Source organism: Nocardioides jishulii (assembly GCF_006007965.1).
GTDB classification, from domain to species: domain Bacteria; phylum Actinomycetota; class Actinomycetes; order Propionibacteriales; family Nocardioidaceae; genus Nocardioides; species Nocardioides jishulii.
Genome location: NZ_CP040748.1, coordinates 2,524,593 through 2,548,609, shown reverse-complemented (window position 1 = coordinate 2,548,609; position 24,017 = coordinate 2,524,593). Strand labels below are relative to the sequence as shown.

Below are 24,017 nucleotides of genomic sequence, written 5' to 3'. Positions count from 1 at the left end.
CGAAGCAGGGCCCCACTCGTACGCGTACGAGTGGGGCCCTCTCGCGTGAGGGGGGAGCCCGTCAGCCGCGCAGGCGCTCCCGCAGGGCGCCCAGCGCCCGCTTGGCGCGGCCCGTGCGCTGGTCGTCCGCCGGCGCCTCGGCGGGCGCCTCGACGCCTCGTCCGGCCTGGCGACGGCTGGGCCTGCTGTTCGCCTCGTACGCTGCCTCGTCGCCGTCGGCGAACCGGAACCGCAGCTTGGACTCACCGCGCAGCGACGCGAGACGGGTGCGCACCAGCTCCGCAGCCTCGGCCGGCAGCGGGACCGGCTCGTGGGTGCCCCGGGAGGCGTCGACGTGCACCAGGAGCCCCAGCTCCTCGAGCCGGTCGACCGGGTCGGCGACGTGCTCGTCGAAGAGGCGACGGTACTCGGCCTCCTTCTCGTGCTCCCGCAGGTCGCTGGCCGCGACGGCGGCGAGCCGATCCATCACCTGCGCCTTGCCGGGGCGGTAGACGACGTTGCCGGCGGCCGCCATGCGGACGGCCTTGGCAGCCAGGGACGGCCCGGACTGGGTGTGGTGGTGCAGCACGCGCAGGGTGGGGTGCTCGTACGCCGGGACCTTGCCCCGGGCGTCCACGGCGAAGTGGACCGCGAGGGTCGCGCCCGAACCGGGCCGGATGCCGGACTTGCCCCGGACGTGGCCGCGGAAGTACTGGCGCACGGCAGGCTTCGCGATGATCCCCTCGGCGTGCAGCATCTCCAGCTGCTCGTCGGAGGGGAGGGTCTTGAACCGGGTCTCGCGACGATCCAGGTCGTAGACGCTCACCGCCTCGAGCGTGGTCAGGTGGACGGCGTCGAACTCCTCCGGCACGGCAGCCAGGACGTCGAGGTCGATCGCGAGGACCTCGTCGACGTCGAAGTGGAAGAGCCAGGAGTCCTGCTGCTCGCGCACCAGCCACGCGGCGACGTTGGCGTTGAGGGTCTGACGCAGGTTGAGCGAGTCGGGCCGTTCGCCGCCCCACCACGCCTCGTCGCAGGCGACCGGGGTGGCGTGCGGGTGGGCCCCGAGGAAGGCGGCGACCTCGGCCTGGCCGGGGGCACCGGGATCGTCGAGGAAGACGAACATGTGGTCCACGCCCATGGAGAGGTTCGTGTCGACGAAGTCGGCCACCACGGCCACCGAGTCGAGGACGGTGCTGACGCTGAAGATCACTTTCGTAGGCTAGTCGAACGTCCCCGCCGAGACGCCTGCCGTGCTGCTTTCCCACGTACGCGCGAGAATGCCGTCGGGGGTCCGGGCAGCAACGGTGAACGAGGAGCAGCAGTGGGCAAGAGGATCGTCCTGCACGTGGGTGCCATGAAGTCGGGCACCAGCTACCTCCAGACCCTCCTGATGGACAACAAGGCCCGTCTGGCCGAGCACGGCGTCGTGGTGCCCGGTGAGCGTTGGGGCGACCAGGTCGTCGGCGTCGCGGAGGTCCTCGAACGCCGCCGGGTCATGCGGGGCAGTCCGGGCACCGGTGCCTGGCAGTCGCTGGTCGACGAGGTGCTGGCGCACGACGGCACCTCGGTCATCTCCATGGAGTTCTTCGGCCCTGTCGGCCTGCCCAAGATCGAGAAGGTCCGTGACTCGTTCGGGGACGTGCGCGTGGAGGCCGTCGTCACCGCCCGGGACCTGGGTCGCAACATCCCGGCGATGTGGCAGGAGTTCGTGAAGAACGGCGGCACCACCTCGTTGGAGGACTACGTCGAGAAGGTCCGCAAGCGCGAGGACGAGGGTTCCCGCTTCTGGCGTGAGCAGAGCATCGGCGCGATCGCCCGTCGCTGGTCGGACGTGCTCGGGGTCGACGCCGTCACGGTGGTCACGGTGCCCGGACCCGGCGTTCCGGGCGAGGAGCTGTGGAACCGCTTCTCCACGACCCTGTCGGTCGACCCCACGGTCGTGGAACAGCCGCCGCGCTCCAACGAGTCGCTCGGTGCAGCCTCCGTGGAGGTGGTGCGTCGCCTCAACGCCAGCCTCTCCGACCTCAGCTTCGGGCAGTACGCCCCGGTCGTGAAGCACCGGCTCGCCAAGAAGACGCTGGGAGGACGCCGTGGCGACGAACCTGCGATCGGCTTCGACGTGCCGGCGTGGGTGGGACCGTCCGCCGAGCGGATGATCGCCAACATCGAGAAGCTCGGGGTGGCGGTGGTCGGTGACCTCCAGGAGCTCCGCCCGGTCTCGACCCCGGGTGTGGCCCCGGGCGCCGTGTCGGCCGAGGAGCAGCTGGCAGCAGCGACCGCGGGGATGGAGGGTCTGGTCCGGGCACTGGTCTCACTGCGGGAGCGCCAGGGCGCGTCCTGAGTCGAGAAACCCTGCTGACTTCGGTGGCAGGGCGTGACATGGTGGACGGGACCTCAGGGACAGGAGTCCAGCATGACGAACGAAGATCTCAAGGCGCAGATGCGCGAAGCGCTCGCTCGCAAGAACGGGCAGGAGCAGGGTGTCCACGCCGACGGCCCGACCAAGGAGAAGGCGCACGGCTCGGAGGTCTCCGAGCGCAACGTCGCCATCCCGATGCACCGGCGCAAGGCTGGCGGCGGGGGAGCCTGACCCCGCTGCACGGGCGTCGGCTGCCGGAGACGGTGGCCGGCCCCCGTTAGCCTGTGGTCGTGCGCATCGACCTGCACAGCCACAGCACCGTGAGCGACGGGACGCAGAGCCCGACGCAGGTCGTGCACGCCGCGGCACGCGGTGGTCTGGACGTGCTGGCGCTCACCGACCACGACACCTCCCGCGGATGGGCGGAGGCCCAGCGCGCGGCGCATGAGGTGGGTCTCGTCCTGGTCCCCGGGATGGAGGTCAGCACCTTCTGGCGCGGTCGCAGCGTGCACCTGCTGGTCTACCTGCCCGACCCCACCCACCCGGCACTCGTCGACCGGCTCGACGCCGTGCTGCGCGCCCGACGGGAGCGGGTCCCACGCATCCTCGCCAAGCTCCGTGACCTCGGCATCGACCTGAGCCTCGACGACGTCCTGGCCGCCGCCCCGGACACCGCGGCCCCCGGACGACCGCACGTCGCGGACGCCCTGGTCGCCGCGGGCGTCGTCGAGAGCCGTACCGAGGCGATGCTCACCTACCTGCAGTCGGGACGCCCGGCGTTCGTGCCGCGTACGGGCGCCGACCTCGTCGACGCGCTGGGCGTGGTCGCCGACGCCGGCGGGGTCAGCGTGGTGGCCCACCCCTGGGGCCGTGGCGCTGCAGGTGCGCTCGACGCGGCTGGCTTCGCCGAGCTGCGCGCGGTCGGACTGGCCGGTGTGGAGGTCGACCACGAGGACCACTCGCCGGAGCAGCGACGCGAGCTGCGCGCCGTGGCGCGTGACCTCGACCTCGTCGTGACCGGCGGGAGCGACCACCACGGCCGCGGCAAGGTCGGCCACGCGTTGGGCTGCCACACCACCGCGGTCGAGGAGTACGAGCGACTCCTCACGCGGGCCGCCGAAGCAGCCCGCGCAGCCGGCCGCGGGGCCTGCCACCCCGACGAGCCGACGATCCTCAGCGTCGCCCGAGCGACTGGAACTTCTGCAGCAGACGGGTCGGCACCACGCGGGTGACCCCGGCGACGACCTTGTACTGCGCGCCCGGGACGGAGAGCACCTTGCCTGCGTCGTGGTCCTTCAGCGCCTGACGCACCAGCTCGTCGGCGTCGAGCCACAGGAAGGCGGGGGCGGAGTCGCGACCGACCTCCATGCGCTCGTGGAACTCCGTACGCGTGAAGCCGGGGCAGAGCGTCGTCACCGTGATCCCGTCGGCGCGGTACTCCTGCGCGGCCCACTCGCCGAACGAGTTCACCCACGACTTCGCCGCGGAGTAGGTGCCGCGCGGCAGGAACGCGGCCACGCTGGAGACGTTGATGACGCCCCCGCGGCCGCGCTGGCTCATGGCCGAGAGTGCCGCGTGGCTCAGTCGCATCACCGCGACCACGAGGACGTCAAGCATCGCCTGCTCGTCCTCGACGTCGTTGTCGAGGAAGCGGCCCTTCAGGCCGAAGCCCGCGTTGTTGACCAGCAGGTCCACCGGGCGGTCCGGATCGGCCAGTCGCGACTCGACGGTGGCGAGCTGCGCGCGGTCGGCGAGGTCGGCGACGAGCACCTCCACCTCGACCCCGTGACGACGGCGCAGGTTGGCCGCCTCCGCCTCCAGCCGCTCGGCGTCGCGGGCGACCAGGACGAGGTCGTGGCCACGGCCGGCGAGCTGGTGGGCGAAGGAGCGGCCGATGCCAGCCGTGGGGCCGGTCACGAGTGCGGTGGAGATTCCCATGGTCACCTTTCGAGTCGTGCGGGGTCGGAGTGGGCGTCGCCCGGCATGATGGACAGTGATGACGACGACACTTGCCCTAGCCAACCAGAAGGGGGGCGTGGCGAAGACCACGTCCGTGGCGACCTTGGGGGCTGCCCTGGCCGACCTGGGCCACTCCGTGCTCCTGGTCGACCTCGACCCGCAGGCCTGCCTGACCTTCTCGCTCGGCATCGACCCCGAGGACCTGACCGCCTCGGTGCACGACGTGATGGTCGGGCACCGCAGCGCGAGCGAGGTCCTCGTCGGGACCGAGGACGGCCCGGACCTGCTTCCCGCCGCGATCGAGCTCGCGCGGATCGAGACGGAGTTCGCCGCCGTGAGCGGGCGTGAACGCCTCGTCGCCACCATCCTCGAAGCGCTTGCCGACGAGGGGATCACCTACGACTGGGTGATCCTCGACTGCCCGCCGACGCTGGGGGTGCTCACGGTGGCCGCGTTGACCGCGGCGGACGGGCTCGTGGTGCCGCTCCAGTGCGAGACGTTGGCGCACCGCGGCGTGGGTCAGCTGCTCGACACCGTCCACGACGTACGCGAGCACACCAACCCGCTGCTGGCGGTGTGGGGCGTGCTGCCGACGATGTACGACGGACGTACGAGCCACGCACGAGCCGTGCTCGAGACGATCGCGGAGACCTACGACCTCGACGTCGTCTCTCCGACGATCCCCAAGACGATCAAGTTCGCCGAGGCGCCCGCTGCCGGCCGTTCCATCCTGGCCACCGCGCGCAGCAGCAAGGGCGCGAGGGCCTACCGCGACGTCGCGGACTGGCTGGTGGTGCGCGCCGCGCGCGACGCGTGACGCCGGGCTCGCCCGCGGAAGACACGCCCCGCAGACGACACAGCCCCCGTCGGGAGGGACGGGGGCCGTGGTCGTCTGGTGCTCAGGCTCAGGCGTCGGCGGGAGCGCCCTGCGCCGAACCGGATCCGGAACCGCCGGAGCGGCGACGGCGGCGGCGACGCGGCTGGGCGTCACCCTCGCCGGACTCGGCGGCCTGGCTGGTCTCCTTCGGAGCCGACTCGCTGCCGCCACCCTCGACGGCGGAGCCGCTGCGCGTGCGCGTACGCGTACGGTCGCGGTTGCGGGGAGCGCGCTCGCGGGGCCGCTCGTCCTTGGACGTGGCCTTCGGCTCGCGCGGGGCGGGGTCGACGACGCGGCCCTTGGTGCCCGGCGCGATGCCCTGCTCGCGGTAGAGGTGCTCGGAGGACGAGTAGGTCTCGACCGGCTCCTCGAACGGCAGGTCGAGGGCCTTGTTGATCATCTTCCAGCGAGCGGTGTCCGCCCAGTCGACGAAGGTGATCGCGATGCCCGACGCGCCAGCGCGACCGGTGCGGCCGATCCGGTGGATGTAGGTCTTCTCGTCCTCGGGGCAGCTGTAGTTGATGACGTGGGAGACGCCGCGCACGTCGATGCCGCGGGCGGCGACGTCGGTGGCGACCAGGACCTGCAGCTTGTCCTCGCGGAACCTGGTCAGCGCCTTCTCGCGCGCGACCTGGGCCATGTCGCCGTGCAGCGGGGCAGCCTTGAAGCCGCGCTCGACCAGGTCGTCGGCAACCCGCTGCGCCTGGCGCTTGGTGCGGGTGAAGACGACCATCTTCTCGATGGTCTCGGACTGCAGGATGCGGCCGATCATCTCGGGCTTGTCGAGGTCGTGCGCCTGGTAGACGAACTGGGCCGTGGCCGGCACGGTGGCGTTCTCGTACGAGGACTCCGCCCGGATGTTCATCGGGTGGCGCATGTGGGTGCGCGCGAGGGCGACGATCGCCGCCGGCATGGTGGCGGAGAAGAGCATGGTCTGACGGGTCTCCGGCGTGAGCGAGAGCAGGCGCTCCACGTCGGGCAGGAACCCCAGGTCCAGCATCTCGTCGGCCTCGTCGAGGACCAGCGCGTGCACGTGGGAGAGGTCGAGGACCTTGCGGTTGGCCAGGTCGATCAGGCGACCCGGGGTGCCGACGACCACGTCCACGCCGGACTCCAGCGCGTCGGTCTGGATGTCGTACCCGACGCCGCCGTAGATGGTCAGGACGCGCAGGCCGCGGTCGCGGCTCGCGACCTCGAGGTCGGAGGAGACCTGGAGGGCGAGCTCACGGGTGGGCGCCACGATGAGCGCCTGCGGCTTGCCCTGGGGGATCTCGGAGTAGTCGGCGTCCTTGGGCGAGATGCTGCGCTGCAGCACCGGGATGCCGAAGGCGAGCGTCTTGCCGGTGCCGGTACGCGCCTGGCCGATGAGGTCGGTGCCCATGAGGGCGACCGAGAGCGTCATCTCCTGGATGGCGAAGGGGGTGGTGATGCCTGCGCGCTCGAGTGAGTCGCAGATCTCGGGGTGCACCCCGAGGTCACGGAAGGTGGTCACGCGTTGTTCGCTTTCGTCGAAGTTCTAGCACTTGCGGCCGACTCCACGGGCGTGGGAACTCGTGTCCCCTCGCTGGCGATCTGCCGCGCACATGCTCGGGCGGTCGTCGACCGGCCCGTCCTGAGACCCGTGTCCTGCGCGCTCGGGCGCGCACGGATCACGGTCATTCTATCGGTAGGGTCGGAGCATGACTGAATCTCAGCCAGGAGCGTCGAAGGGCGCCTTCGCAGATCCCGAGTACGTCGAGGCGGTCGTCGACCTGCTGGGAGCGATCGCCTACGGCGAGCTGGCCGCCTTCGAGCGCCTCGCCGACGACGCCAAGCTGGCTCCCGGGCTGGCCGACAAGGTGGCCCTGTCGTCGATGGCGGCCTCGGAGTTCTCCCACCTCGCCCAGCTCGAGGACCGCATCACCGAGCTCGGCGCCGATCCCTATGGCGCGATGGAGCCCTTCCGTCAGGCGCTCGACGACTTCCACGCCCACACCGCCCCTGCGGACTGGTACGAGGGACTCGTGAAGGCGTACGTCGGTGACGGTCTCGCCCGCGACTTCTACCGCGAGATCGCTGCCTACCTCGACCCGGACACCCGCGCCCTGATCACCGAGGCCCTCGAGGACTCCCAGCGCTCGGCCTTCATCGTCGAGAAGGTGCGTGCCGGCATCGAGGCAGACCACCGACTGGGGGGTCGGCTCGCGCTGTGGGCCCGCCGCCTGATGGGGGAGGCCCTGATCCAGGCCCAGCGCATCGCCGCCGAGCGTGACGCGATGACGGCCCTGCTCGCCGGGGGAGTGGACCGGCCGGGGCTCGACCTGGCCGCGATCGGACGGATGTTCACCCGTCTCACCGAGCGTCACTCCGAACGGATGGGCGAGCTCGGGCTCGACCCGTGAGCCAGCCGACGGCGCTGGGTTGACTCGCGCCGAAACGCCTCGGAACGCCAGACCGGCCTCCACCCGTGCGGGTGGAGGCCGGTCGTGCGTCCCGGGGACGCCGTTCAGTGGCCGGGCGTGTCGCTCAGCAGAAGTGTGCTCAGCGGAAGCCGACGGTGCCGGGGCTGGCGTGGCCGAGCTCGACGTACGCGATCTTCTCCCCGGGCACGAGGACGAGGCGTCCCCGCACGTCGCTGAGGGTGAGGGTGCCGCCCTGGACGGCCTCGGTCACCTTCGCGGTGATCTCCTCCTGGGTCCCGCTGACGTCGACCACGAGCTCACGGGCTGCGTTCTGGATGCCGATCTTGACCTCCACAGGAGGCTCCTTCCGTACAGGTGCCGGCGGGGCCGGCCTGGGTGGGACTGGGTGGGACTGGGTGGGCGGAGCCTGGCCGGGCTGGCGCCTCAGGACTCCTTGGGGTAGCCCCGGATGCCGCGCCAGGCGAGCCCGGCGACCAGGGCGGCAGCGTCGGCCTGCGAGATCGTCCCGTCTGCACCGGCACCCGAGAGCCAGAACCGGGCGCTGACCTGTGCCATTCCGACCAACGACACGGCGAGCAGGAGGCTGGCCTCCCGCGGCAGGCCGGTGTCCTGCTGGATGACCTCGGCGATCGCGGTGGCGCAGTCGTCAGTCACCCGGTCGACTCGCTCGCGCACGGCAGGCTCGTTGGTGAGGTCGGACTCGAAGACGAGCCGGAAGGCTCCCGAGTCGTTGGCCACGTAGTCGTAGAAGGCGGCGATGGCGGCGGCCACGCGCTGCTTGTTGTCCTCGGTCTCGGCGAGCGCCTCGCGGATGGCGTCGGTGACCGCGTCGCTCGACTCGTCCAGCAGGGCCATGTAGAGCTCGAGCTTGCCCGGGAAGTGCTGGTAGAGGACCGGCTTGGAGACCCCCGCGCGGTCGGCGATGTCGTCCATCGCGGCCGAGTGGTAGCCGTGGGCCACGAAGACCTCCAGCGCGGAGGAGAGCAGTTGCGCGCGGCGCTCGCGCCGGGGCATGCGAGCGCCCTTGGCGCGGGGCTCCACGTCGTACCGTCCAACGCTCACAGGTCGTCCTCCTCAGGTCGTAGGGGCCGATGTTACTGGTCCGGAACCCCCGTGTGCGTCTCCGCCTGACCCCTGGAGCGTCCGGGATCCCGCCGGAGCCCTGCCCGGGACCGCGCAGGGCCCCCGGGAGGCGAGTGGCGCGGGAGCGGGGGAACAATGAGCAGCGCGTCGGGCGTTGCTCCTTGGCGGCCTGCCCCCGGCCGGCCGCGTGAGCAGGTCGCCCTGCTGCGCCAGCCCCCCGATCACCGAGGAGTCCCCGTGACCGTCCCGCCGCTCGTCGAGCCAGCAGGTGAGCTGACCGTCGACGAGGTACGTCGCTACAGCCGCCACCTGATCATCCCGGACGTCGGCATGACCGGGCAGAAGCGGCTCAAGAACGCGAAGGTGCTGGTCATCGGCGCCGGCGGACTCGGCTCGCCAGCGCTGCTCTACCTGGCCGCGGCCGGCGTGGGCACCATCGGCATCGTCGAGTTCGACGAGGTCGACGAGTCGAACCTGCAGCGCCAGGTCATCCACGGCCAGTCCGACATCGGTCGCCCCAAGGCCGTCTCTGCGCAGGAGTCGATCGCGGAGATCAACCCGCTCGTCGAGGTCGTCGTGCACAACACGCGGCTCGACAACGACAACGTGCGAGACGTCTTCTCCGGCTACGACCTGATCGTCGACGGCACCGACAACTTCGCCACCCGCTACATGGTCAACGACGCGGCGTACTTCATGGGCATCCCGTACGTGTGGGGCTCCATCTACCGCTTCGACGGCCAGGCCTCGGTGTTCGCACCGACCCTGGTCGAGGACGCTCCGTGCTACCGCTGCCTCTACCCCGAGCCGCCGCCGCCGGGCATGGTCCCCTCCTGTGCCGAGGGTGGGGTGCTGGGTGTGCTCTGCGCCTCCGTCGGCTCCATCCAGGCCACCGAGGCGATCAAGCTCCTCACCGGCGCGGGCGAGCCGCTGATCGGCAAGCTGATGATCTACGACGCGCTGGAGATGGAGTACCGCAAGCTGAAGGTCCGCAAGGACCCGAACTGCGCGCTGTGCGGCGAGAACCCCACGGTCACCGACCTCATCGACTACGACACCTTCTGCGGCGCGATCTCCGCCGAGGCCGCCGAGGCCGCCGCCGACTCGACCGTCTCGGTCCACCAGCTCAGGACCATGCTGGAGGAGCGGGAGTCCGGTGAGCGCGACTTCGTCCTGATCGACGTGCGCGACCCCAACGAACGGGAGATCAACGAGATCCCCGGCTCCGTGCTGATCCCGCGGGGCGAGTTCCTCAACGGACAGGCCCTCGAGCAGCTGCCCGAGTCGAAGCAGGTCGTCCTCTACTGCAAGACGGGCGTCCGGTCGGCCGAGTGCCTGGCCATCGTCAAGGGTGCCGGCTACTCCGACGCGATCCACGTCGGTGGTGGCGTCGGTGCCTGGGTGAACCAGATCGACCCCAGCCAGCCCGCCTACTGAGCCCCTGCTGAGTCGGCGCAGTGGACCCCGAGGCGTACGCAGGCTTCGAGGGCTACGCCGAGCTCGTGCTGCGGTGCGTCGAACGGGTGCCGCGCGGTCGGGTCACGACCTACGGCGCCGTGGCCGACGCCGTCGGCGCGGTCCTGGGCCGTGGGGGACCCCGGGTGGTCGCCTCGGTGATGCGGCGCGAGGGAGCTGCCGTCTGCTGGTGGCGGCTCGTCCGCGCGGACGGGTCGCTGCCTCCCCACCTGGCCGACCGCGCGCGGGCGGCGTGGCTGGAGGAGGGCACCCCGCTGCGGCCCGACGGACGCGTCGACCTGGACCGGGCAGCGGTTGCCGTCGACCTCAGGGAACAATGACCCCATGTTGTACGAGGTGTTGCACCGGGTCGTCCCGCCCCTGGCCCGCTCGGTGTGGCGTCCCGAGGTCGTCGGCCTCGAGCACGTGCCGCTGACCGGCCCCGTCATCCTGGCGAGCAACCACCTGAGCTTCGTCGACTCCGTCGTGATCCCGGTGCTGGTGCCCCGCAAGGTGGTCTTCCTGGCCAAGTCGGACTACTTCGACGGGCCGGGCGTCAAGGGCACGCTCAGCCGGGTCTGGTTCGAGAGCCTCGGCATGCTGCCGGTCGACCGGGACGACACCAGGGCAGCCCTGAACAGCCTCGACACCGCCCTGGAGGTGCTGGGTCGCGGAGAGGCGTTCGGCATCTACCCGGAGGGCACCCGAAGCCGCGACGGACGGCTCTACCGCGGACGCACCGGGGTGGCGCACCTGGCGCTGACCGCTGGCGTCCCCGTGGTGCCCGTCGGGCTGCGTGGCACCGAGCAGATCCAACCGGTGGGGGCACGCCTGCCGCGGCTGGCCAAGGTGCGGGTCGCCTTCGGCGAGCCGCTCGACTTCACCGGCCTGGCGGGAACGGCTCCGGCGGGCCGCCTGCGGCGCGAGGTGACCGACACCATCATGCGTGAGATCCGTTCGCTGAGCGGCCAGGAGGAGGCCGGTGCCTACAACGAGCGCCCGGTCGACGCCTGATCCCCGAAACTGTCGGCAGCGTGTGATGGGGTGGTTCGCATGAGTCCCCAGGTGCGCCTCGTCAGGCCTCCCGCCACCGTGGCGCCGGTCCCCGTGCTGGACCCGGCGCAGCGGTCGGTGGTCGACCACGCCGGTGGTCCGCTCCTGGTGCTCGCGGGTCCCGGCACGGGCAAGACGACGACGCTGGTGGAGGCCATCGTCGACCGGATCGACGTGCGGGGGGCCGACCCGGCCTCGGTGCTGGCGCTGACCTTCTCCCGCAAGGCCGCCGACCAGCTGCGCGACCGGGTGACCTCGCGCCTGGGGCGCACCGTCGCGAGCCCGCTCTCGATGACCTTCCACTCGTTCGCCTACGGCCTGGTGCGCCGTTTCACCCCCGCCGAGCTCTACACCGCACCGCTGCGGTTGCTGACCGCGCCGCAGGCCGACGTGATGATGCACGAGCTGCTCGAGATGCATCGGGCGCAGCTGGCCTGGCCCACGAGCCTGGGGGAGGCCGTGCACACCCGAGGCTTCGCCCGAGAGGTGGCAGCAGTGCTGGGCCGCGCACGGGAGAAGGGCGCCGACCACGAGGAGCTGATCCGTCTCGGGCGGGAGAACCCGTCCTCGCCGGAGCTCCTCGCCGCGGGCCTCTTCCTCGAGCACTACCTCGACAGCCTCGACGACCACGGCTCCACCGACTACGCCGACCTGGTCCGGCGCGCCGTGATCGAGGCCCGCGCCCACGCCGTCGACCTGCGGCGCGAGTTCCGCCACGTCTTCGTCGACGAGTACCAGGACACCGACCCCGGCCAGGTCGAGCTGCTCCGGGCGCTGGCCGGCGACGGTGCTGACCTCGTCGCGGTGGGTGACCCGCACCAGTCGATCTACGGCTTCCGGGGGGCCGAGGTGCGCGGGATCCTCGACTTCCCCGACCAGTTCCGCACCCGTGCCGGTGACCGGGCGCCCGTCGTGGTGCTCGACACCACCCGCCGCTTCGGGCCTGCCGTGATGGAGGCTGCCACCCGCGTGGCCCGCAACTTGACGCTGACCGGAAGCCTCCCGCCCGAGGCCCGGGAGCGGTTCGCCCGTCCGCGTACGCTGCCCGACGCGCCCACGGGCCGGGTGGAGGTCTTCACCCACGACAGCGAGCGGGCCGAGGCGGAGCGCATCGCCGACCTGCTGCGCCGTGCCCACCTCGACGACGGGGTCGCCTGGTCCGACATGGCGGTCCTGGTGCGCTCGGGTCGCAGCACCCTTCCGGTGATGCGACGCCTGCTGAGCGCGGCGGGGGTGCCGGTCGAGGTGGCGGCTGACGAGATCCCGCTCGGCCAGGAGCCGGCCGCCGAGCAGCTGCTCACCGCGTTGGAGACGGTGGTGCGTGCCGTGGAGGACGACACCTGGACGCCCACGCCCGAGACCGCCGAGGCGCTGTTGCTCTCCCCGCTGGCCGGGCTGGGTGTCACCGAGCTCCGTTCGCTGGCCAGGACGCTGCGCCAGCGTGAGGTGGCGGCGGCTGTGGAGGAGCGCCGTGCCGCGGTCAGCTCGCGAGAGCTGCTGGCGCGGGCGCTCGTGGCGCCGGAGAGCCTCGAGGGGATCGAGGGCCCCGGGGCGGAGAAGGCGCGGAGGCTGCTGGGTCTGCTGACCGGCGCCCGGGAGGCGATGCTGTCCGGTGCCGACGTCGAGTCGTTGCTCTGGCAGGTCTGGTCCGGGACGGAGTGGGGCGTACGACTGCGCGGAGCCGTCCTGCGGGGCGGAGCGACCGCCCGGCGCGCCCACCGCGACCTGGACGCCGTCTGTGCCCTGTTCGACACGGCCTCGCGCACCGAGCAGCAGCGCGGACGTACGTCGGCCCGCAACTTCCTCGAAGAGGTCAAGGCGCAGCAGATCCCTGCCGACTCACTCGTCGACAAGGGCGTCCGCGGTGATGCCGTACGTCTGGTGACCGCGCACCGGTCCAAGGGACTGGAGTGGCGCCTGGTGGTGGTCGCCCACGTCCAGGAGGGCAACTGGCCCGACCTGCGCAGGCGGGCCACGCTGCTGGGTGCCGACCGCCTCGGGGCGACTCGCTACGGTGACCTGGCGCTGGTCGAGGAGGCGTCGCGAGCCGCCATGCTGGCGGAGGAACGCCGCCTCTTCTACGTCGCCTGCACCCGCGCCAAGGAACGCCTCGTCGTGACTGCCGTGCAGTCGACCCACGAGGACGGCGAGGTGGCCTCCCGCTTCCTCGAGGAGCTCTGTCCCACCCCGCAGGAAGTGGCGGACGGGGCCACCGAGATCGTCGTGCGACACCAACAGGGCCGTCCTGCGAGGCCGCTGACCCTGGCGGGTGTGGTGGCCCACCTGCGCCGCACCGTCGCCGATCCGGAGGTGCCCGAGGTGCTCCGTGAGGCCGCCGCCCGGCGACTGGCCGCCCTGGCCAGCGAGGAGGCCGATGGTCGACCACTCGTGCGGTCCGCCGATCCCCGTCACTGGTGGGGCACCAACGGCACCACCGCGAGCCAGGCCCCGGTGCGCGACGTCGAGGCGCCGGTGAAGGTGTCGGCCTCCACCGTCCAGGCGATCGCCGACTGTCCGGCGAAGTGGTTCCTCGAGCACGAGGCAGGGGGCGCCACCTTCTCCGGCCAGGGGGCGGCCTTCGGCAACGTGGTCCACAAGATCGCCGAGCACGTCACGCAGCCCGAGATGACTGACGTCGCGCTCGACGACCTGATGGAGCTGGTCGACGGCGTGTGGGACCGACTTCCCTTCCGCACGCCCTGGTCCCGGGCGAAGGAGCGCGCCGAGGCGCGCAACGCCCTGGAGCGCTTCCTCAACCACCACCGGTCCAGCACCCGCCGGATCGTCGGCACCGAGGTGCCGTTCTCGTTCACCTCGACGCTGCCCGACGGGTCACAGGTCCACCTGCGCGGCTTCGCCGACCGGCTCGAGATCGACGCGCAAGGACGCGTGGTGGTCGTCGACCTCAAGACGGGGAAGTACCCCCCGACCGACAAGTCGCTGGCCGAGAACCCCCAGCTCGGGATCTACCAGTACGCGGTCGAGCAGGGCGGCTTCGACGACGTGCTGGCTCCCGGCTCCCTCTCCGGGGGCGCTGAGCTCTGGCAGCTGCGGGCCTCGAACAAGGACGTCCCCAAGGTGCAGGCGCAGGCGCGCCAGGACCGTGACGACGAGGGGTGGGTGCTGGCCGAACGCCAGCTGGCCGCCACGGCAGCGGTGATCCGCGACGAGGAGTTCGTGGCGATCCCCGGCAAGCACTGCGACTTCTGCGCCTTCACCGCGCTCTGCCCTGCCACGACGAAGCCCGGAGTGATCAGTTGAGCACCCAGCCGATGAGCACCCAGCAGCCGGCGCACCTCCGGATCGCCACACCCGCCGACCTGCGCGCGGTCACCGGCGCGCCCTTCACCGTCTCCGACCAGCAGTGGGAGGCGATCAGTGCCCCGCCCGGCCCGGGTGTGGTCATCGCCGGGGCCGGGTCGGGCAAGACCGAGCTGATGTCCGCCCGCGTCATCTACCTGGTGGCCAACGGCTACGTGGCGCCTCACGAGGTGCTCGGGCTGACCTTCACCACCAAGGCGACGGCCGAGCTGTCGCACCGCATCCGGGCGGCGCTGGCGAAGGCCGGCCTCGACCGCGGAGCCGTGCCGGAGGACGGGGGCCCGGCAGAGCTGCTGGAGCCGACCGTCTCGACCTACAACGCCTATGCGGCCGGCCTGCTGAGTGAGCACGGTCTCCGCATCGGCCATGAGTCCGACATCCGCATCATGGGTGACGCGGCGCGCTTCCAGCTCGCCCAGCGCGTCATCGCCGAGCACCGGCGGGAGGTCCAGCACCTCTCCGACCATCCGCCCACGGTGATCAACTGGCTGCTCGCGCTGGACGGGGCGATGAGCGAGCACCTGGTCACGCCCGCGCAGGTCCGCGCCTTCCAGACCAACGAGCGTCCGCTCTTCGCCGTCGAGCTCGCCGACCTCGAGCTGCAGAAGCGCACCAAGACGAAGCAGACCGAGGTGCGCAAGGTCCTGGAGAAGATGGACCAGCGCCGCGAGCTCCTCGACCTCGTCGAGACCTACCGCGAGGCGAAGGCCCGCTACCGGCTCATGGACTTCTCCGACCAGATCGCCGGCGCCTGCCGGATCGCGGACGAGTTCCCCGAGGTCGCGGCCCAGGAGCGCGAGAAGTACAAGGTCGTGCTGCTCGACGAGTACCAGGACACGTCGGTGGCCCAGGCGCTGCTGCTGGCCCGCCTCTTCAGCGGCCCGGACGCGGCCTCGGGACGCGGTCACGCGGTGACGGCCGTGGGCGACCCCAACCAGGCCATCTACGGCTGGCGCGGGGCCTCGGTGGCCAACATCGCGAACTTCCGTGAGCAGTTCCCCCAGGCAGACGGCACGGCGTCGGACCGGTTCTCGCTGACCGTCAACCGCCGTTCCGACCGCCGCATCCTCGACGTCGCCAACGTCCTGGCCGCCCCGCTGCTCGAGGAGCAGGCCGGCCTGGTCGAGCCGTTGGAGTGGAAGCCCGACGCCGAGGAGGGCGTGGTGCGCTCGGTCGTGCACCGCACCACCGCCGACGAGCTGGACTGGTTGACCCACGAGGTGCGAGCCGCGCACGACCGGATCCGGGCCGCGGCTCGCGACGACGCCCGTCGCGCCCGCGTCGAGAAGCGGTTCGACGACGCCCGGGCGTTGGACGAGAAGGCCCAGTCGTCCTGGCGCGAGATCGGGGTGCTGGTCCGCACCAACAAGGAGGGTGCCGACGCCTACGACGCCCTGAGCGCCGCCGGCATCCCCGTCGAGATCGTGGGGCTCGGTGGACTGATCCGGCTGCCCGAGGTGGCCCAGGTCGTCGCCACGCTCAGCCTGCTGGAGGACGTCACCGACAACGCCTCCCTGCTCACCCTGCTGGCCGGTCCCCGGTGGGAGATCGGGGTCCGCGACCTGGCGTTGCTGGGCAAGCGGTCGATGGAGCTGGCCAAGGGGCAGTGGATCGACGGTGACGTCCGCTCGCTGGCCGAGCAGCTCTCCGACTCGGTCGCCGGTGCCGACCCGACCGAGCTGGCCTCCCTCAACGAGGCGCTCGAGTCGCCCGGTGACCTGCCCTACTCGCCCGAGGCCAAGGAGAGGTTCGCCCTGCTGGCCAGCGAGCTGGAGCACCTGCGCAGCTACGTCGGTGAGCCGCTGCTCGACCTGCTGCGCAGGATCATCGACGTCACCGGCCTCGACATCGAGCTGGCTTCCTCCACCTCTCCCGCTGCTGCGGCGCGCCGCGAGAACCTCGACCTCTTCGTCAAGGCGGTCGCGGAGTTCCAGGCCGTCGACGGCACGGTCACCCTGCCCGCCCTCAACGCTTGGCTGGCTGTCGAGGACGACGCAGGCGGCGGCCTCGACCTGGCGCCGCCGAGCGAGTCGGACTCGGTCAAGCTGCTGACCGTGCACCGCTCCAAGGGGCTGGAGTACGACGTCGTCTTCATGATCGGGGTGGCCGAGGAGCGCTTCCCCAGCAAGAACGCTCGCTCGCAGTGGACCACCGTGTGCCACGAGCTGCCGTCGCGGCTGCGCGGCGACGCGGCCTCCGTGCCACAGCTCGAGGAGCGCTCCGCCGAAGGGCTGGCTGCGCTGAAGGAGGAGGCCAAGGCTCACCACGAGATGGAGGAGTTGCGGCTGGGATACGTCGCCTTCACCCGTGCCCGCCACGAGTTCGTCGTCAGCAGCCATGTCTGGGGCTCGCGACAGAAGCCCCTCAAGCCCTCGCCCTACCTGAGGACCGTCCGCGAGATGGAGCAGCGGTGGGGTGCTGACCTGTCTCCCTGGTACGCGCCCGCCGAGGAGGAGCCGCACCCCGCCTCGGAGGAGATCCAGCGGGTCGAGTGGCCCTCACGCGACCGCAGTGAGCAACGGATCCGGCGTGAGGAGGCGGCGCGACGGGTGCGTCAGGCCGACCCGACCCGCGCGGACGACCGCGCCGCCCTCGCCGAGGTACTGTCGCCCGAGGGCGAGACCGGCACCGCAGTCGTGGAGCGGTGGGACGCCGAGATCGAGCGGCTCCTGCTCGAGGAGCGGTCCAAGCGGCGTACGACCGTGGAGGTCTCGGTGCCGTCGTCGCTCTCCGCTACGGCCCTGATGCGGCTGCGGGAGGACCCCGAGTCGTTCGCGCTGGACCTGCTGCGCCCCATGCCTCGCCCGCCCGCACCAGCGGCGCGGTTCGGCACCCGGTTCCACGCGTGGGTCGAGGCCCGGTTCGGGCAGCAGGGCCTGCTCGAGCCGGACGACCTGCCGGGCCGCTTCGACGCCGACATCGACGACGACGCCGACCTCGAGGCGTTGCAGAAGGCGTTCGAGTCCGGCGACTTCGCCGACCGTGCACCCCACGCCGTGGAGGCGCCCTTCTCTCTCGTGTTGGACGGCACGGTCGTCCGGGGTCGCATCGACGCCGTCTACACCGAGCCGGGCGACCCGACGCGCTTCCTCGTCGTCGACTGGAAGACCAACCGCCACGAGACCGCCGACCCCACGCAGCTGGCGCTCTACCGGGTGGCCTGGGCCGAGCTGAAGGGTGTGCCCGTCGACCAGGTGTCTGCGGCGTTCCACTACGTACGCAGCGGCCGCACCGTGCGCTTCGACGACCTGCCCGGTCGCGAGGAGCTCGCGGCGATGCTCCGTCCGGACGACGCCGAGGACCTTGCTCCGTCCTCGTAGGGTCGCTCCATGGAGCCTCGCGAGATTGTCAGCAGTGTCGGTCTGCCGCTCGGAGCAGCGGTCCTGGGGTCGGTCGCCACCGCCTCCGGGACCAACAGCCTGTGGTACCGGACGCTGAAGAAGCCTGCCATCCAGCCGCCGCCGGTTGTCTTCCCGATCGCCTGGACGGTGCTCTACGCCCAGAGCGCCCTCGCCTCGGGCATCGCGCAGAAGGAGATGAGCGAGGAGGAGGCGGCTGCGTTCCGCCGCAAGTTCTTCGTCAACATGGCGCTCAACGCCGGGTGGTGCTGGTCGTTCTTCGGCGCCAAGAAGGTCGCGCCGTCGATCCTCGTCGCGGGTGCGCTCGCAGCCAGCAGCATCGACCTGACGCGCAGCGTCGGGAAGGTTTCCACGCGCGCTGGTGCCCTCATGGCGCCCTACGCCGCCTGGACCAGCTTCGCCACCGTGCTCAACGCGGCCATCTGGCGCAAGAACCCCCGCCGCCCCTGAGCCGCCGGCGCGTTCAGCGGAAGGAACGGCCGGGGAAGGCCCAGACGTGACCCCAGTCGTCCGCCTCCAGCCGGAAGCGTTCCTCGGTGCGGGCCAGGCACATGGCGATCCAGACGACGCCCCAGAACCCGCCGGTCAGGAGGGTGAGGAGGCCGTGCATCACGTGGGAGACCGACTGGCGTCGACCGATCACGGTGCCCGTCGGACCGACGTACGCGACCCGGCCACCGTCTGCCACCGCCATCTCGACCGCTTGGGCGAGGAGGTTCACCCGCGCTGCTGCATCGACGGGGGAGTCCTGGTCCAGCGGGGTCGCGAGCAGGAGCCGACGCGGGTCGCGGGAGTAGAGCGCCTTCGCCCAGCGGCGGCCGTTCCAGCGCCGCCACACCTTGCCGTTCCACCGCAGTTCGCCGATGGCGCGCTTGCTCTTCATGGGGGCAGTATCGCCGCCCGGGGGACAGACCCGTGGCCGTTTGTCTGCAGCGTTGCTGCGACCTGCGTCTCGCGGGATGGGAGGATCGTGCGTGTGCCCCGCGTCCAGCTCTCACGCCTTCCCGGCGGACGCGTGCTCGTCACCGACGGCGACAGCCGCCTCGAGCTCGGCCTGGGTGACCTGCCGGCGTACGTCAACGCGCGTGAGCGGGAGCAGGCGCCGCGCTGGGTGTGGGACGACACCGCACGGTGGTACCCCGACCTCCTGGCGGCCGGCGTCCGGGTGGCGCGGTGCCACGACCTCCGGCTCGTCCACCACCTGCTGCGCCGCGCCCCGGCGGCTGACCAGCGCCTGCTGGCGGGGGAGCAGTCCGAGCGCTGGGACCGGCTCGGCCCGAGCGTGGCCTCGGAGGTCGGCCTCTTCGCCGCCGACGACCTCTCCGAGCACCTGCGTGCCGACCTGGAGGACGCCCGTCAGGTGCGGACCGTGGCGGAGTCGCTGGAGGCGGCGCGGCTGGGCCTCCTGGTCGCCGCCGAGTCCGCCGGCGCACTGGTGGCCGCTGAGCTGACGTACGCCGGGATGCCGTGGCGCCGCGACGTGCACGAGGCCCTGCTCGCCGAGCTCCTCGGCCCACGCCCCCGCCACGGCGCGCGCCCGCAGAAGCTGGAGGAGCTGGCCGACCAGGTGCGTGCCGCCCTCTCCACCCCGACGCTCAACCCGGACTCCAACACCGAGCTGCTGACCGCGCTGCGCCGCGCCGGCCTCGAGGTCCCCGACACCCGCGCCCACACCCTGCGGGCGCTGCGCCACCCCGCGATCGAGCCGTTGCTGCAGTTCCGGCAGCGCGCCCACCTCTTCCAGACCAACGGGTGGACGTGGAGCGACGAGTGGACGCAGGGAGGCAGGTTCCGCCCCACCTACCAGCCGGCGGGCTCGGTGACCGGGCGCTGGTCGTCGAACGGGGGTGGCGCACTCTCCTTCCCGGCGATCGTCCGCCCGGCGGCGATCGCGGACGAGGGCTGGGTCCTCGTGGTCACCGACGTCTCCCAGCTGGAGCCGCGGGTGCTGGCCGGCATGAGTGGTGACCGGGCACTCGCCCACGCCGCGCGGGGTGCCGACCTCTACCAGGGCATGGTCGACGACGGCGCCGTGGCGACCCGCAACGACGCCAAGCTGGGGTTGCTGGGAGCCATGTACGGCGCCACCAGCGGCGAGAGCGGCCGGATGGTCGCCGAGCTGACCCGGCGCTACCCCCAGGCGTTCGCCCTGCTCGAGCGCGCGGCCCACGAGGGCGAGCGAGGGGGCACCGTGCGTACGCTCCTCGGCCGCGGCTCGCCCAGCGTCGACGAGGCGTGGGGCTCCGTCGAGGAGGCCGATCCCGAGCGTGAAGCGAGCCGACGCCGGGCGTACGGCCGCTTCACCCGCAACTTCGTCGTCCAGGGCACCGGCGCCGAGTGGGCGCTGTGCTGGATCGCCGACCTGCGCAACCGGCTCTGGCACCTCGGCGCCGAGGGTCCGTTGCAGGCACGGCCGCACCTCGTCTTCTTCCTGCACGACGAGGTCGTCATCCACGCCCCGGCGCACCGGGCCGAGGCAGTGGTCGCGGCGGCGCGCGAGGCTGCGGCCACGGCGTCGGCGCTGGTCTTCCGGGAGCTGAGCATCGACTTCCCGCTGAGTGCTTCGGTCGTACGCTCCTACGCCGAGGCCGGCAAGACGCCCCCGCCGCAGGTGGACTGAGCCTGCCTCACATGCCGACGCGACGGGCCAGCAGCGTCGAGTCCTCGATCTCCATCGTCACCCCGTCGCGGACCACGGTCCGGGGCCGCTGGTCGACGACGAACACCTCGAAGTGGTCCGGCAGGACGGGCAGCAGGTCGGCCGCCACGAACATCGCCAGGTGCTGGGGCCCGCTCAGCTGGCTGAAGCTCTCCGACGGGGCGTGCCCGACCACCAGCAGGTGCCCGCCCGGGGCGACCGCGTCGACGAGACGGCGTACGACCTCGACCATGCCGCCCTCCGGCGGGTGCAGGAAGTGCGTGGTGACCAGGTCCCACTGACGCCCGCCGGAGTCGAACTCCCGCGCGTCGACCTGCCACCAGTCGGTCCGGTCGGCGACGCCGGCCTCCTCGGCATGGCGGGCGGCACGGGCCAGGCCGTTGGCGGAGAAGTCCGCTCCCGTGACCTGCCAGCCGTGCTGGGCCAGCCAGATGACGTCGCCGCCCTCGCCGCAGCCCACGTCGAGCGCGGTGCCCGGGGTCAGGGAGGTGACCTCCGCGACCAGGGTGGGGTTCGGCTCACCGCTCCAGATCTTCTCCTCGCCGGAGTAACGCTCCTCCCACCCGGGCGCCTCGAAGTAGTCGGGGGAGTCGCCGTCGCCCGCGCTGTGGTCCCCGTGGTCCCCGTGGTCGTGCTGGTGGTCGGTCATGCACACAGCCTGCGCCGCCCCGCCCGTCAGGACAAGCGGCCGGCCGCGCCGAGCACCGGCACGCGGTGCGCCAGCAGCCCTCGCGCCACCACCGGGACCACGGTGAGCAGCGGAATGAGCAGGACCGTGAGGCTCAACCAGCCGTACGTCGTCCACGCCACGGCCGGCGCCGCCCACCCGAGCAGGCCGCTGGTGACGCCCACGGCGGCCGGCACGACCGTGGCCGTGCCCACCAGCCAGGCGACCCCTCCCGTCACCAGGGACTCCACCCCGGCCATCGCGAGGAGCTGTCGGCGGGTGGCACCGGTGCGGCGCAGCAGGAGGAGCTCGCCGGCCCGTCCGGCAGTGCTGAGGACGAGCGCATTGGCAGCAGCGACGCCCACGAAGAGCAGCAGCGCCAGCAGCAGCACCGATGAGAGTCGGGTGGCGCCCTCGGCAGCGATGGTCATCTGCTGCACGTGGCCGGCCTCGTCCTGCACGACCAGATCCAGACCAGCGAAACCCGGGCCCGCGAGGTGGTCACGCACCGCTGTGGCGTCGTCGGTGCCGAGCAGGAGTGTGTCGGGGCGTACGTCGACGCCGTGTGCGGCGGCGCTGTCCTGGGCCACCAGGTAGTCGCCGAACCCCAGACCGCGCTCGTGGATGGCGACGACCTTCGCCCCGACCGGCGTGCCGGTGCCCCAGTCAACCGCGATCTCCTCGCCGATGCCCTTGCCGGTGTCGAACTGGGCGTCCCGGCTGATCGCGATCGTGCCGGGCTCGGCCAGCGCGGCCAGGTCGCCCTCCACCACGCTCGGGTCGAGCATCCCGCGCGTCCCCTCGGGGGGCAGGGCGAGCATCGCGACGGGCTCCCACCCGAGCGCACCGAGCCACTGGCTCTCGTCGTCGGTACGCACCTTCGCCGGCACGCGGGAGAGCGCCACCACGTCGTCGACTCCGGCCAGGGAGGAGAGCTCCGCGACCTGGTCTCCCACGTCCGCGCCGGTGACCACCAGGTCGGCTGCCAGGCCCGCGCGCAGCTGCGCACCCGCGGCCTTCGCCAAGGCGTCGTCGGTCGAGGCCTGGACCGTGCCGACCCCCAGCGCCAGTGCGAGCGGCACGACGACGGTGGTGAGACGACGCGAGAAGCCGCGGGTGTTGGCCAGGGCCAGTCGCACGGCCGGTGTGCCGTGGGCGGTCCCGGTCCGCTCGAGCACCCAGGCCACCAGGGCCGGCCCGGCGAGCGCGACGGCGCCGATGAGCAGGAAGGCCGAGACCGCGGAGGTGGCGGCACCCAACGTTCCCGGGACGACCACCGGGCTGAACGCGGTCACCAGTCCGAGCCCGGCGACCACCGCGGCCGAGAGCTTCCGGGTGCGGCCGATGTCGAGGGGTTCCACCAGGCTCTGCGCGACCGCAGTCGTCGGTGCCTGACGGAGCGTGGCACGCGTCGCGAGGCGCGCCGCCAGCAGCGTGACCGGGAGCAGGACCAGGACCGCTGCCACCACAGGAGCAGGGGAGAAGTGAAGCGTCAACCCGGGGTCAGCCACGCCCGCCGCGACCAGTGACGGGGTGAGCAGCGGGGCAGCGTACAGCCCAGCGAGCGCGCCCAGCGGGGCTGCGGTGACCGTCACGAGCGTCACCTCGCGGGCCACCAAAGCGCGCATCTGGGCGGCCGTGGCCCCGACGGCGCGCATCAGCGCGAGGTCGCGGTGACGCTGGCGCAGGGCGAGCTGGACGGTCGCCGTCACCACGAAGATCACCAGGACCAGTGCCGTGCCGGCGAACGACGACGCGACGGCCACCACCATGCCCCCGTCGTCCGAGCGCAGGCCCGACTCCACCAGCACACCGGTCACCGAGACCAGCGCAGCGGCCAGGGCAACCACCACGAAGGGCGCCACGAGGCTGGGGGCGTGGGCGAGTGCACCGGAGCGAGTGATGCGTCCGAGCGTGCTCATCGCTCGAGTCCCAGCATCCGGTCCGCGACGAGCTGCGCGGTGGGCGCGTCGATGCGGTCGACGACCTGGCCGTCGGCCAGCAGCAGCACCTGCTCGGCAGCGGCCGCCACCGTCGCGTCGTGGGTCACCACGACCAAGGTCTGCCCGAGCTGCGCGGCGGTGTCGCGCAGGACTCCCAGGACCTCTGTCCCCGTGCGTACGTCGAGGGCACCGGTCGGTTCGTCGGCGAAGACGAGGGTGGGGCGGGAGAAGAGCGCGCGGGCGATCGCCACACGTTGCGCCTGACCGCCCGAGAGGTCGCCCGGGCGACGCCCCTCCATGCCGGAGAGACCCACGGAGCCGAGGAGGTGCGCCATCCACGCCAGGTCGGGCTCGCGCCCGGCGAGGATCACCGGGAGGGCCACGTTGTCGGCGACGCTGAGGTGCGGCACGAGGTTGTAGGCCTGGAAGACGAAGCCGACGTGGTCACGCCGGAAGCGGGCGAGACGGTCGGGGGTGAGTCGGCTGATGTCGTGTCCACCCACGTGCACCTGCCCGCTGGTCGGGACGTCGAGCCCGGCAGCGCAGTGCAGCAGCGTCGACTTGCCCGATCCGGACGGGCCCATCACGGCGGTGAACGAGCCGGGAGCCAAGGAGAGCGAGACGCCGCGCAGGGCGTGGACGGGCGCCGCCGGGCCGGCGTACTCCTTGCGGACGTCGAGCAGGGTGAGCGCCGCACCCGAGCGGGTGGGCGTCGGCTGGGAGGGGGGCGGAGGCGGGGTGCGGTGGGTCGCGGGGGCGGACATCGGGGCTCCTCGGGAGGCAGGTCAGGACAACCACGACGCTACGGATCGCCTGCCCCGGCCACGAGCCGCTCAGGAGGGAGATCGCCGAGTTGCATCCTTCGATGCAACCGGTGCCGCGAGTGGTCGTGGGCGCC

Annotated in this window: 21 protein-coding genes; 12 read left to right on the top strand and 9 right to left on the bottom strand. The window is 72.1% G+C overall.

The features are described 5' to 3' along the window. Positions 1-61: 61 nt before the first annotated feature. A complete protein-coding gene (locus FCL41_RS12115; RefSeq protein WP_137067149.1) occupies positions 62-1,192 on the bottom strand; it encodes a glycosyltransferase family 2 protein in 1,131 nt (376 codons plus the stop codon). Between the two features lie 111 nt (positions 1,193-1,303). On the opposite strand from FCL41_RS12115, the gene FCL41_RS12110 reads away from it, so the two are divergent. The 3 genes from FCL41_RS12110 to FCL41_RS12105 all read left to right on the top strand — a co-directional run bounded on the left by FCL41_RS12110 (position 1,304) and on the right by FCL41_RS12105 (position 3,573). Further along, on the top strand, positions 1,304-2,323 hold the full coding sequence (locus FCL41_RS12110; protein WP_137067148.1) for a hypothetical protein: 1,020 nt from the start codon (positions 1,304-1,306) through the stop codon (positions 2,321-2,323). A 72-nt stretch (positions 2,324-2,395) separates the two neighbouring features. After that, entirely contained in the window at positions 2,396-2,572 is a 177-nt protein-coding gene (locus FCL41_RS17130) for a DUF5302 domain-containing protein (protein WP_170970348.1), read from the top strand. Between the two features lie 59 nt (positions 2,573-2,631). Further along, complete coding sequence (locus tag FCL41_RS12105) at positions 2,632-3,573, top strand: PHP domain-containing protein (protein WP_137067147.1); 942 nt, start codon at positions 2,632-2,634, stop codon at positions 3,571-3,573. On the opposite strand, the gene FCL41_RS12100 is transcribed toward FCL41_RS12105, so the two are convergent. Then, the gene (locus FCL41_RS12100) at positions 3,515-4,279 is read right to left on the bottom strand and encodes an SDR family NAD(P)-dependent oxidoreductase (RefSeq protein WP_170970347.1); all 765 of its coding nucleotides are present in this window, start codon (positions 4,277-4,279) and stop codon (positions 3,515-3,517) included. The two genes, FCL41_RS12105 and FCL41_RS12100, sit on opposite strands and share 59 nt — an antisense overlap. A 58-nt stretch (positions 4,280-4,337) precedes the next feature. On the opposite strand from FCL41_RS12100, the gene FCL41_RS12095 reads away from it, so the two are divergent. After that, positions 4,338-5,117: a ParA family protein gene (locus tag FCL41_RS12095; protein WP_137067146.1), complete on the top strand. Its 780-nt coding sequence runs from the start codon at positions 4,338-4,340 to the stop codon at positions 5,115-5,117. Between the two features lie 88 nt (positions 5,118-5,205). Here FCL41_RS12095 and FCL41_RS12090 read toward each other — a convergent pair whose 3' ends face one another. After that, positions 5,206-6,669 (bottom strand): DEAD/DEAH box helicase, encoded by a 1,464-nt coding sequence (locus FCL41_RS12090; protein ID WP_239021631.1) that lies wholly within the window; start codon positions 6,667-6,669, stop codon positions 5,206-5,208. 187 nt (positions 6,670-6,856) lie between these two features. Here FCL41_RS12090 and FCL41_RS12085 point away from each other — a divergent pair, with 187 nt between their 5' ends. Beyond that, the gene (locus FCL41_RS12085) at positions 6,857-7,558 is read left to right on the top strand and encodes a ferritin-like fold-containing protein (RefSeq protein WP_137067145.1); all 702 of its coding nucleotides are present in this window, start codon (positions 6,857-6,859) and stop codon (positions 7,556-7,558) included. A 139-nt stretch (positions 7,559-7,697) separates the two neighbouring features. On the opposite strand, the gene FCL41_RS12080 is transcribed toward FCL41_RS12085, so the two are convergent. Together FCL41_RS12080 and FCL41_RS12075 are read right to left on the bottom strand one after the other, a co-directional pair. Next, positions 7,698-7,913 carry a DUF3107 domain-containing protein gene (locus tag FCL41_RS12080; protein ID WP_137067144.1) on the bottom strand — a complete coding sequence of 72 codons (216 nt, stop codon included), beginning with the start codon at positions 7,911-7,913 and terminating at the stop codon, positions 7,698-7,700. An 89-nt stretch (positions 7,914-8,002) separates the two neighbouring features. Continuing rightward, entirely contained in the window at positions 8,003-8,593 is a 591-nt protein-coding gene (locus FCL41_RS12075; RefSeq protein WP_137067266.1) for a TetR/AcrR family transcriptional regulator, read from the bottom strand. Positions 8,594-8,899: 306 nt separating this feature from the next. Here FCL41_RS12075 and moeZ point away from each other — a divergent pair, with 306 nt between their 5' ends. From moeZ to FCL41_RS12045, 6 genes are read left to right on the top strand one after another with little or no spacing between them, the layout of a single operon-like run. After that, positions 8,900-10,099 carry an adenylyltransferase/sulfurtransferase MoeZ gene (moeZ, locus tag FCL41_RS12070; RefSeq protein ID WP_212723199.1) on the top strand — a complete coding sequence of 400 codons (1,200 nt, stop codon included), beginning with the start codon at positions 8,900-8,902 and terminating at the stop codon, positions 10,097-10,099. A 20-nt stretch (positions 10,100-10,119) separates the two neighbouring features. Continuing rightward, positions 10,120-10,458, top strand: a complete 339-nt coding sequence (locus FCL41_RS12065; protein ID WP_137067142.1) for an MGMT family protein — start codon at positions 10,120-10,122, stop codon at positions 10,456-10,458. Between the two features lie 4 nt (positions 10,459-10,462). Beyond that, a complete protein-coding gene (locus FCL41_RS12060; protein WP_137067141.1) occupies positions 10,463-11,131 on the top strand; it encodes a lysophospholipid acyltransferase family protein in 669 nt (222 codons plus the stop codon). A 39-nt stretch (positions 11,132-11,170) separates the two neighbouring features. Continuing rightward, the gene (locus tag FCL41_RS12055; RefSeq protein ID WP_137067140.1) at positions 11,171-14,431 is read left to right on the top strand and encodes an ATP-dependent helicase; all 3,261 of its coding nucleotides are present in this window, start codon (positions 11,171-11,173) and stop codon (positions 14,429-14,431) included. An 11-nt stretch (positions 14,432-14,442) separates the two neighbouring features. After that, positions 14,443-17,811: an ATP-dependent DNA helicase gene (locus tag FCL41_RS12050; protein WP_137067139.1), complete on the top strand. Its 3,369-nt coding sequence runs from the start codon at positions 14,443-14,445 to the stop codon at positions 17,809-17,811. A gap of 9 nt (positions 17,812-17,820) precedes the next feature. Further along, positions 17,821-18,300, top strand: coding sequence for a TspO/MBR family protein (locus FCL41_RS12045; RefSeq protein WP_137067138.1), 480 nt, complete (start codon positions 17,821-17,823; stop codon positions 18,298-18,300). Between the two features lie 13 nt (positions 18,301-18,313). On the opposite strand, the gene FCL41_RS17125 is transcribed toward FCL41_RS12045, so the two are convergent. After that, positions 18,314-18,733, bottom strand: a complete 420-nt coding sequence (locus FCL41_RS17125) for a hypothetical protein (protein ID WP_170970322.1) — start codon at positions 18,731-18,733, stop codon at positions 18,314-18,316. Positions 18,734-18,826: 93 nt separating this feature from the next. Here FCL41_RS17125 and FCL41_RS12035 point away from each other — a divergent pair, with 93 nt between their 5' ends. Then, positions 18,827-20,470, top strand: a complete 1,644-nt coding sequence (locus FCL41_RS12035; RefSeq protein WP_212723198.1) for a bifunctional 3'-5' exonuclease/DNA polymerase — start codon at positions 18,827-18,829, stop codon at positions 20,468-20,470. Positions 20,471-20,477: 7 nt separating this feature from the next. Here the strand turns inward: FCL41_RS12035 and FCL41_RS12030 are convergent, their stop codons facing one another. The 3 genes from FCL41_RS12030 to FCL41_RS12020 are packed head-to-tail and all read right to left on the bottom strand — an operon-like array spanning position 20,478 to position 23,883. Beyond that, complete coding sequence (locus FCL41_RS12030) at positions 20,478-21,158, bottom strand: class I SAM-dependent methyltransferase (RefSeq protein ID WP_137067136.1); 681 nt, start codon at positions 21,156-21,158, stop codon at positions 20,478-20,480. Between the two features lie 26 nt (positions 21,159-21,184). After that, positions 21,185-23,098 (bottom strand): FtsX-like permease family protein, encoded by a 1,914-nt coding sequence (locus FCL41_RS12025; RefSeq protein WP_137067135.1) that lies wholly within the window; start codon positions 23,096-23,098, stop codon positions 21,185-21,187. After that, positions 23,095-23,883: an ABC transporter ATP-binding protein gene (locus FCL41_RS12020; protein WP_137067134.1), complete on the bottom strand. Its 789-nt coding sequence runs from the start codon at positions 23,881-23,883 to the stop codon at positions 23,095-23,097. The genes FCL41_RS12025 and FCL41_RS12020 overlap by 4 nt, the downstream gene beginning before the upstream one ends. Positions 23,884-24,017 lie beyond the last annotated feature (134 nt).

What these genes read in the sequence shown, in the direction of transcription:
- FCL41_RS12095 (WP_137067146.1), top strand. Translation starts at nt 4,338, where the DNA reads ATGACGACGACACTTGCCCTAGCCAACCAGAAGGGGGGCGTGGCGAAG.
- FCL41_RS12060 (WP_137067141.1), top strand. Translation starts at nt 10,463, where the DNA reads ATGTTGTACGAGGTGTTGCACCGGGTCGTCCCGCCCCTGGCCCGCTCG.
- FCL41_RS12020 (WP_137067134.1), bottom strand. Translation starts at nt 23,883, where the DNA reads ATGTCCGCCCCCGCGACCCACCGCACCCCGCCTCCGCCCCCCTCCCAG.
- FCL41_RS17125 (WP_170970322.1), bottom strand. Translation starts at nt 18,733, where the DNA reads ATGAAGAGCAAGCGCGCCATCGGCGAACTGCGGTGGAACGGCAAGGTG.
- FCL41_RS12030 (WP_137067136.1), bottom strand. Translation starts at nt 21,158, where the DNA reads ATGACCGACCACCAGCACGACCACGGGGACCACGGGGACCACAGCGCG.
- FCL41_RS17130 (WP_170970348.1), top strand. Translation starts at nt 2,396, where the DNA reads ATGACGAACGAAGATCTCAAGGCGCAGATGCGCGAAGCGCTCGCTCGC.
- FCL41_RS12055 (WP_137067140.1), top strand. Translation starts at nt 11,171, where the DNA reads ATGAGTCCCCAGGTGCGCCTCGTCAGGCCTCCCGCCACCGTGGCGCCG.
- FCL41_RS12045 (WP_137067138.1), top strand. Translation starts at nt 17,821, where the DNA reads ATGGAGCCTCGCGAGATTGTCAGCAGTGTCGGTCTGCCGCTCGGAGCA.
- FCL41_RS12050 (WP_137067139.1), top strand. Translation starts at nt 14,443, where the DNA reads ATGAGCACCCAGCAGCCGGCGCACCTCCGGATCGCCACACCCGCCGAC.
- FCL41_RS12085 (WP_137067145.1), top strand. Translation starts at nt 6,857, where the DNA reads ATGACTGAATCTCAGCCAGGAGCGTCGAAGGGCGCCTTCGCAGATCCC.
- FCL41_RS12075 (WP_137067266.1), bottom strand. Translation starts at nt 8,593, where the DNA reads ATGCCCCGGCGCGAGCGCCGCGCGCAACTGCTCTCCTCCGCGCTGGAG.
- FCL41_RS12100 (WP_170970347.1), bottom strand. Translation starts at nt 4,279, where the DNA reads ATGGGAATCTCCACCGCACTCGTGACCGGCCCCACGGCTGGCATCGGC.
- FCL41_RS12025 (WP_137067135.1), bottom strand. Translation starts at nt 23,098, where the DNA reads ATGAGCACGCTCGGACGCATCACTCGCTCCGGTGCACTCGCCCACGCC.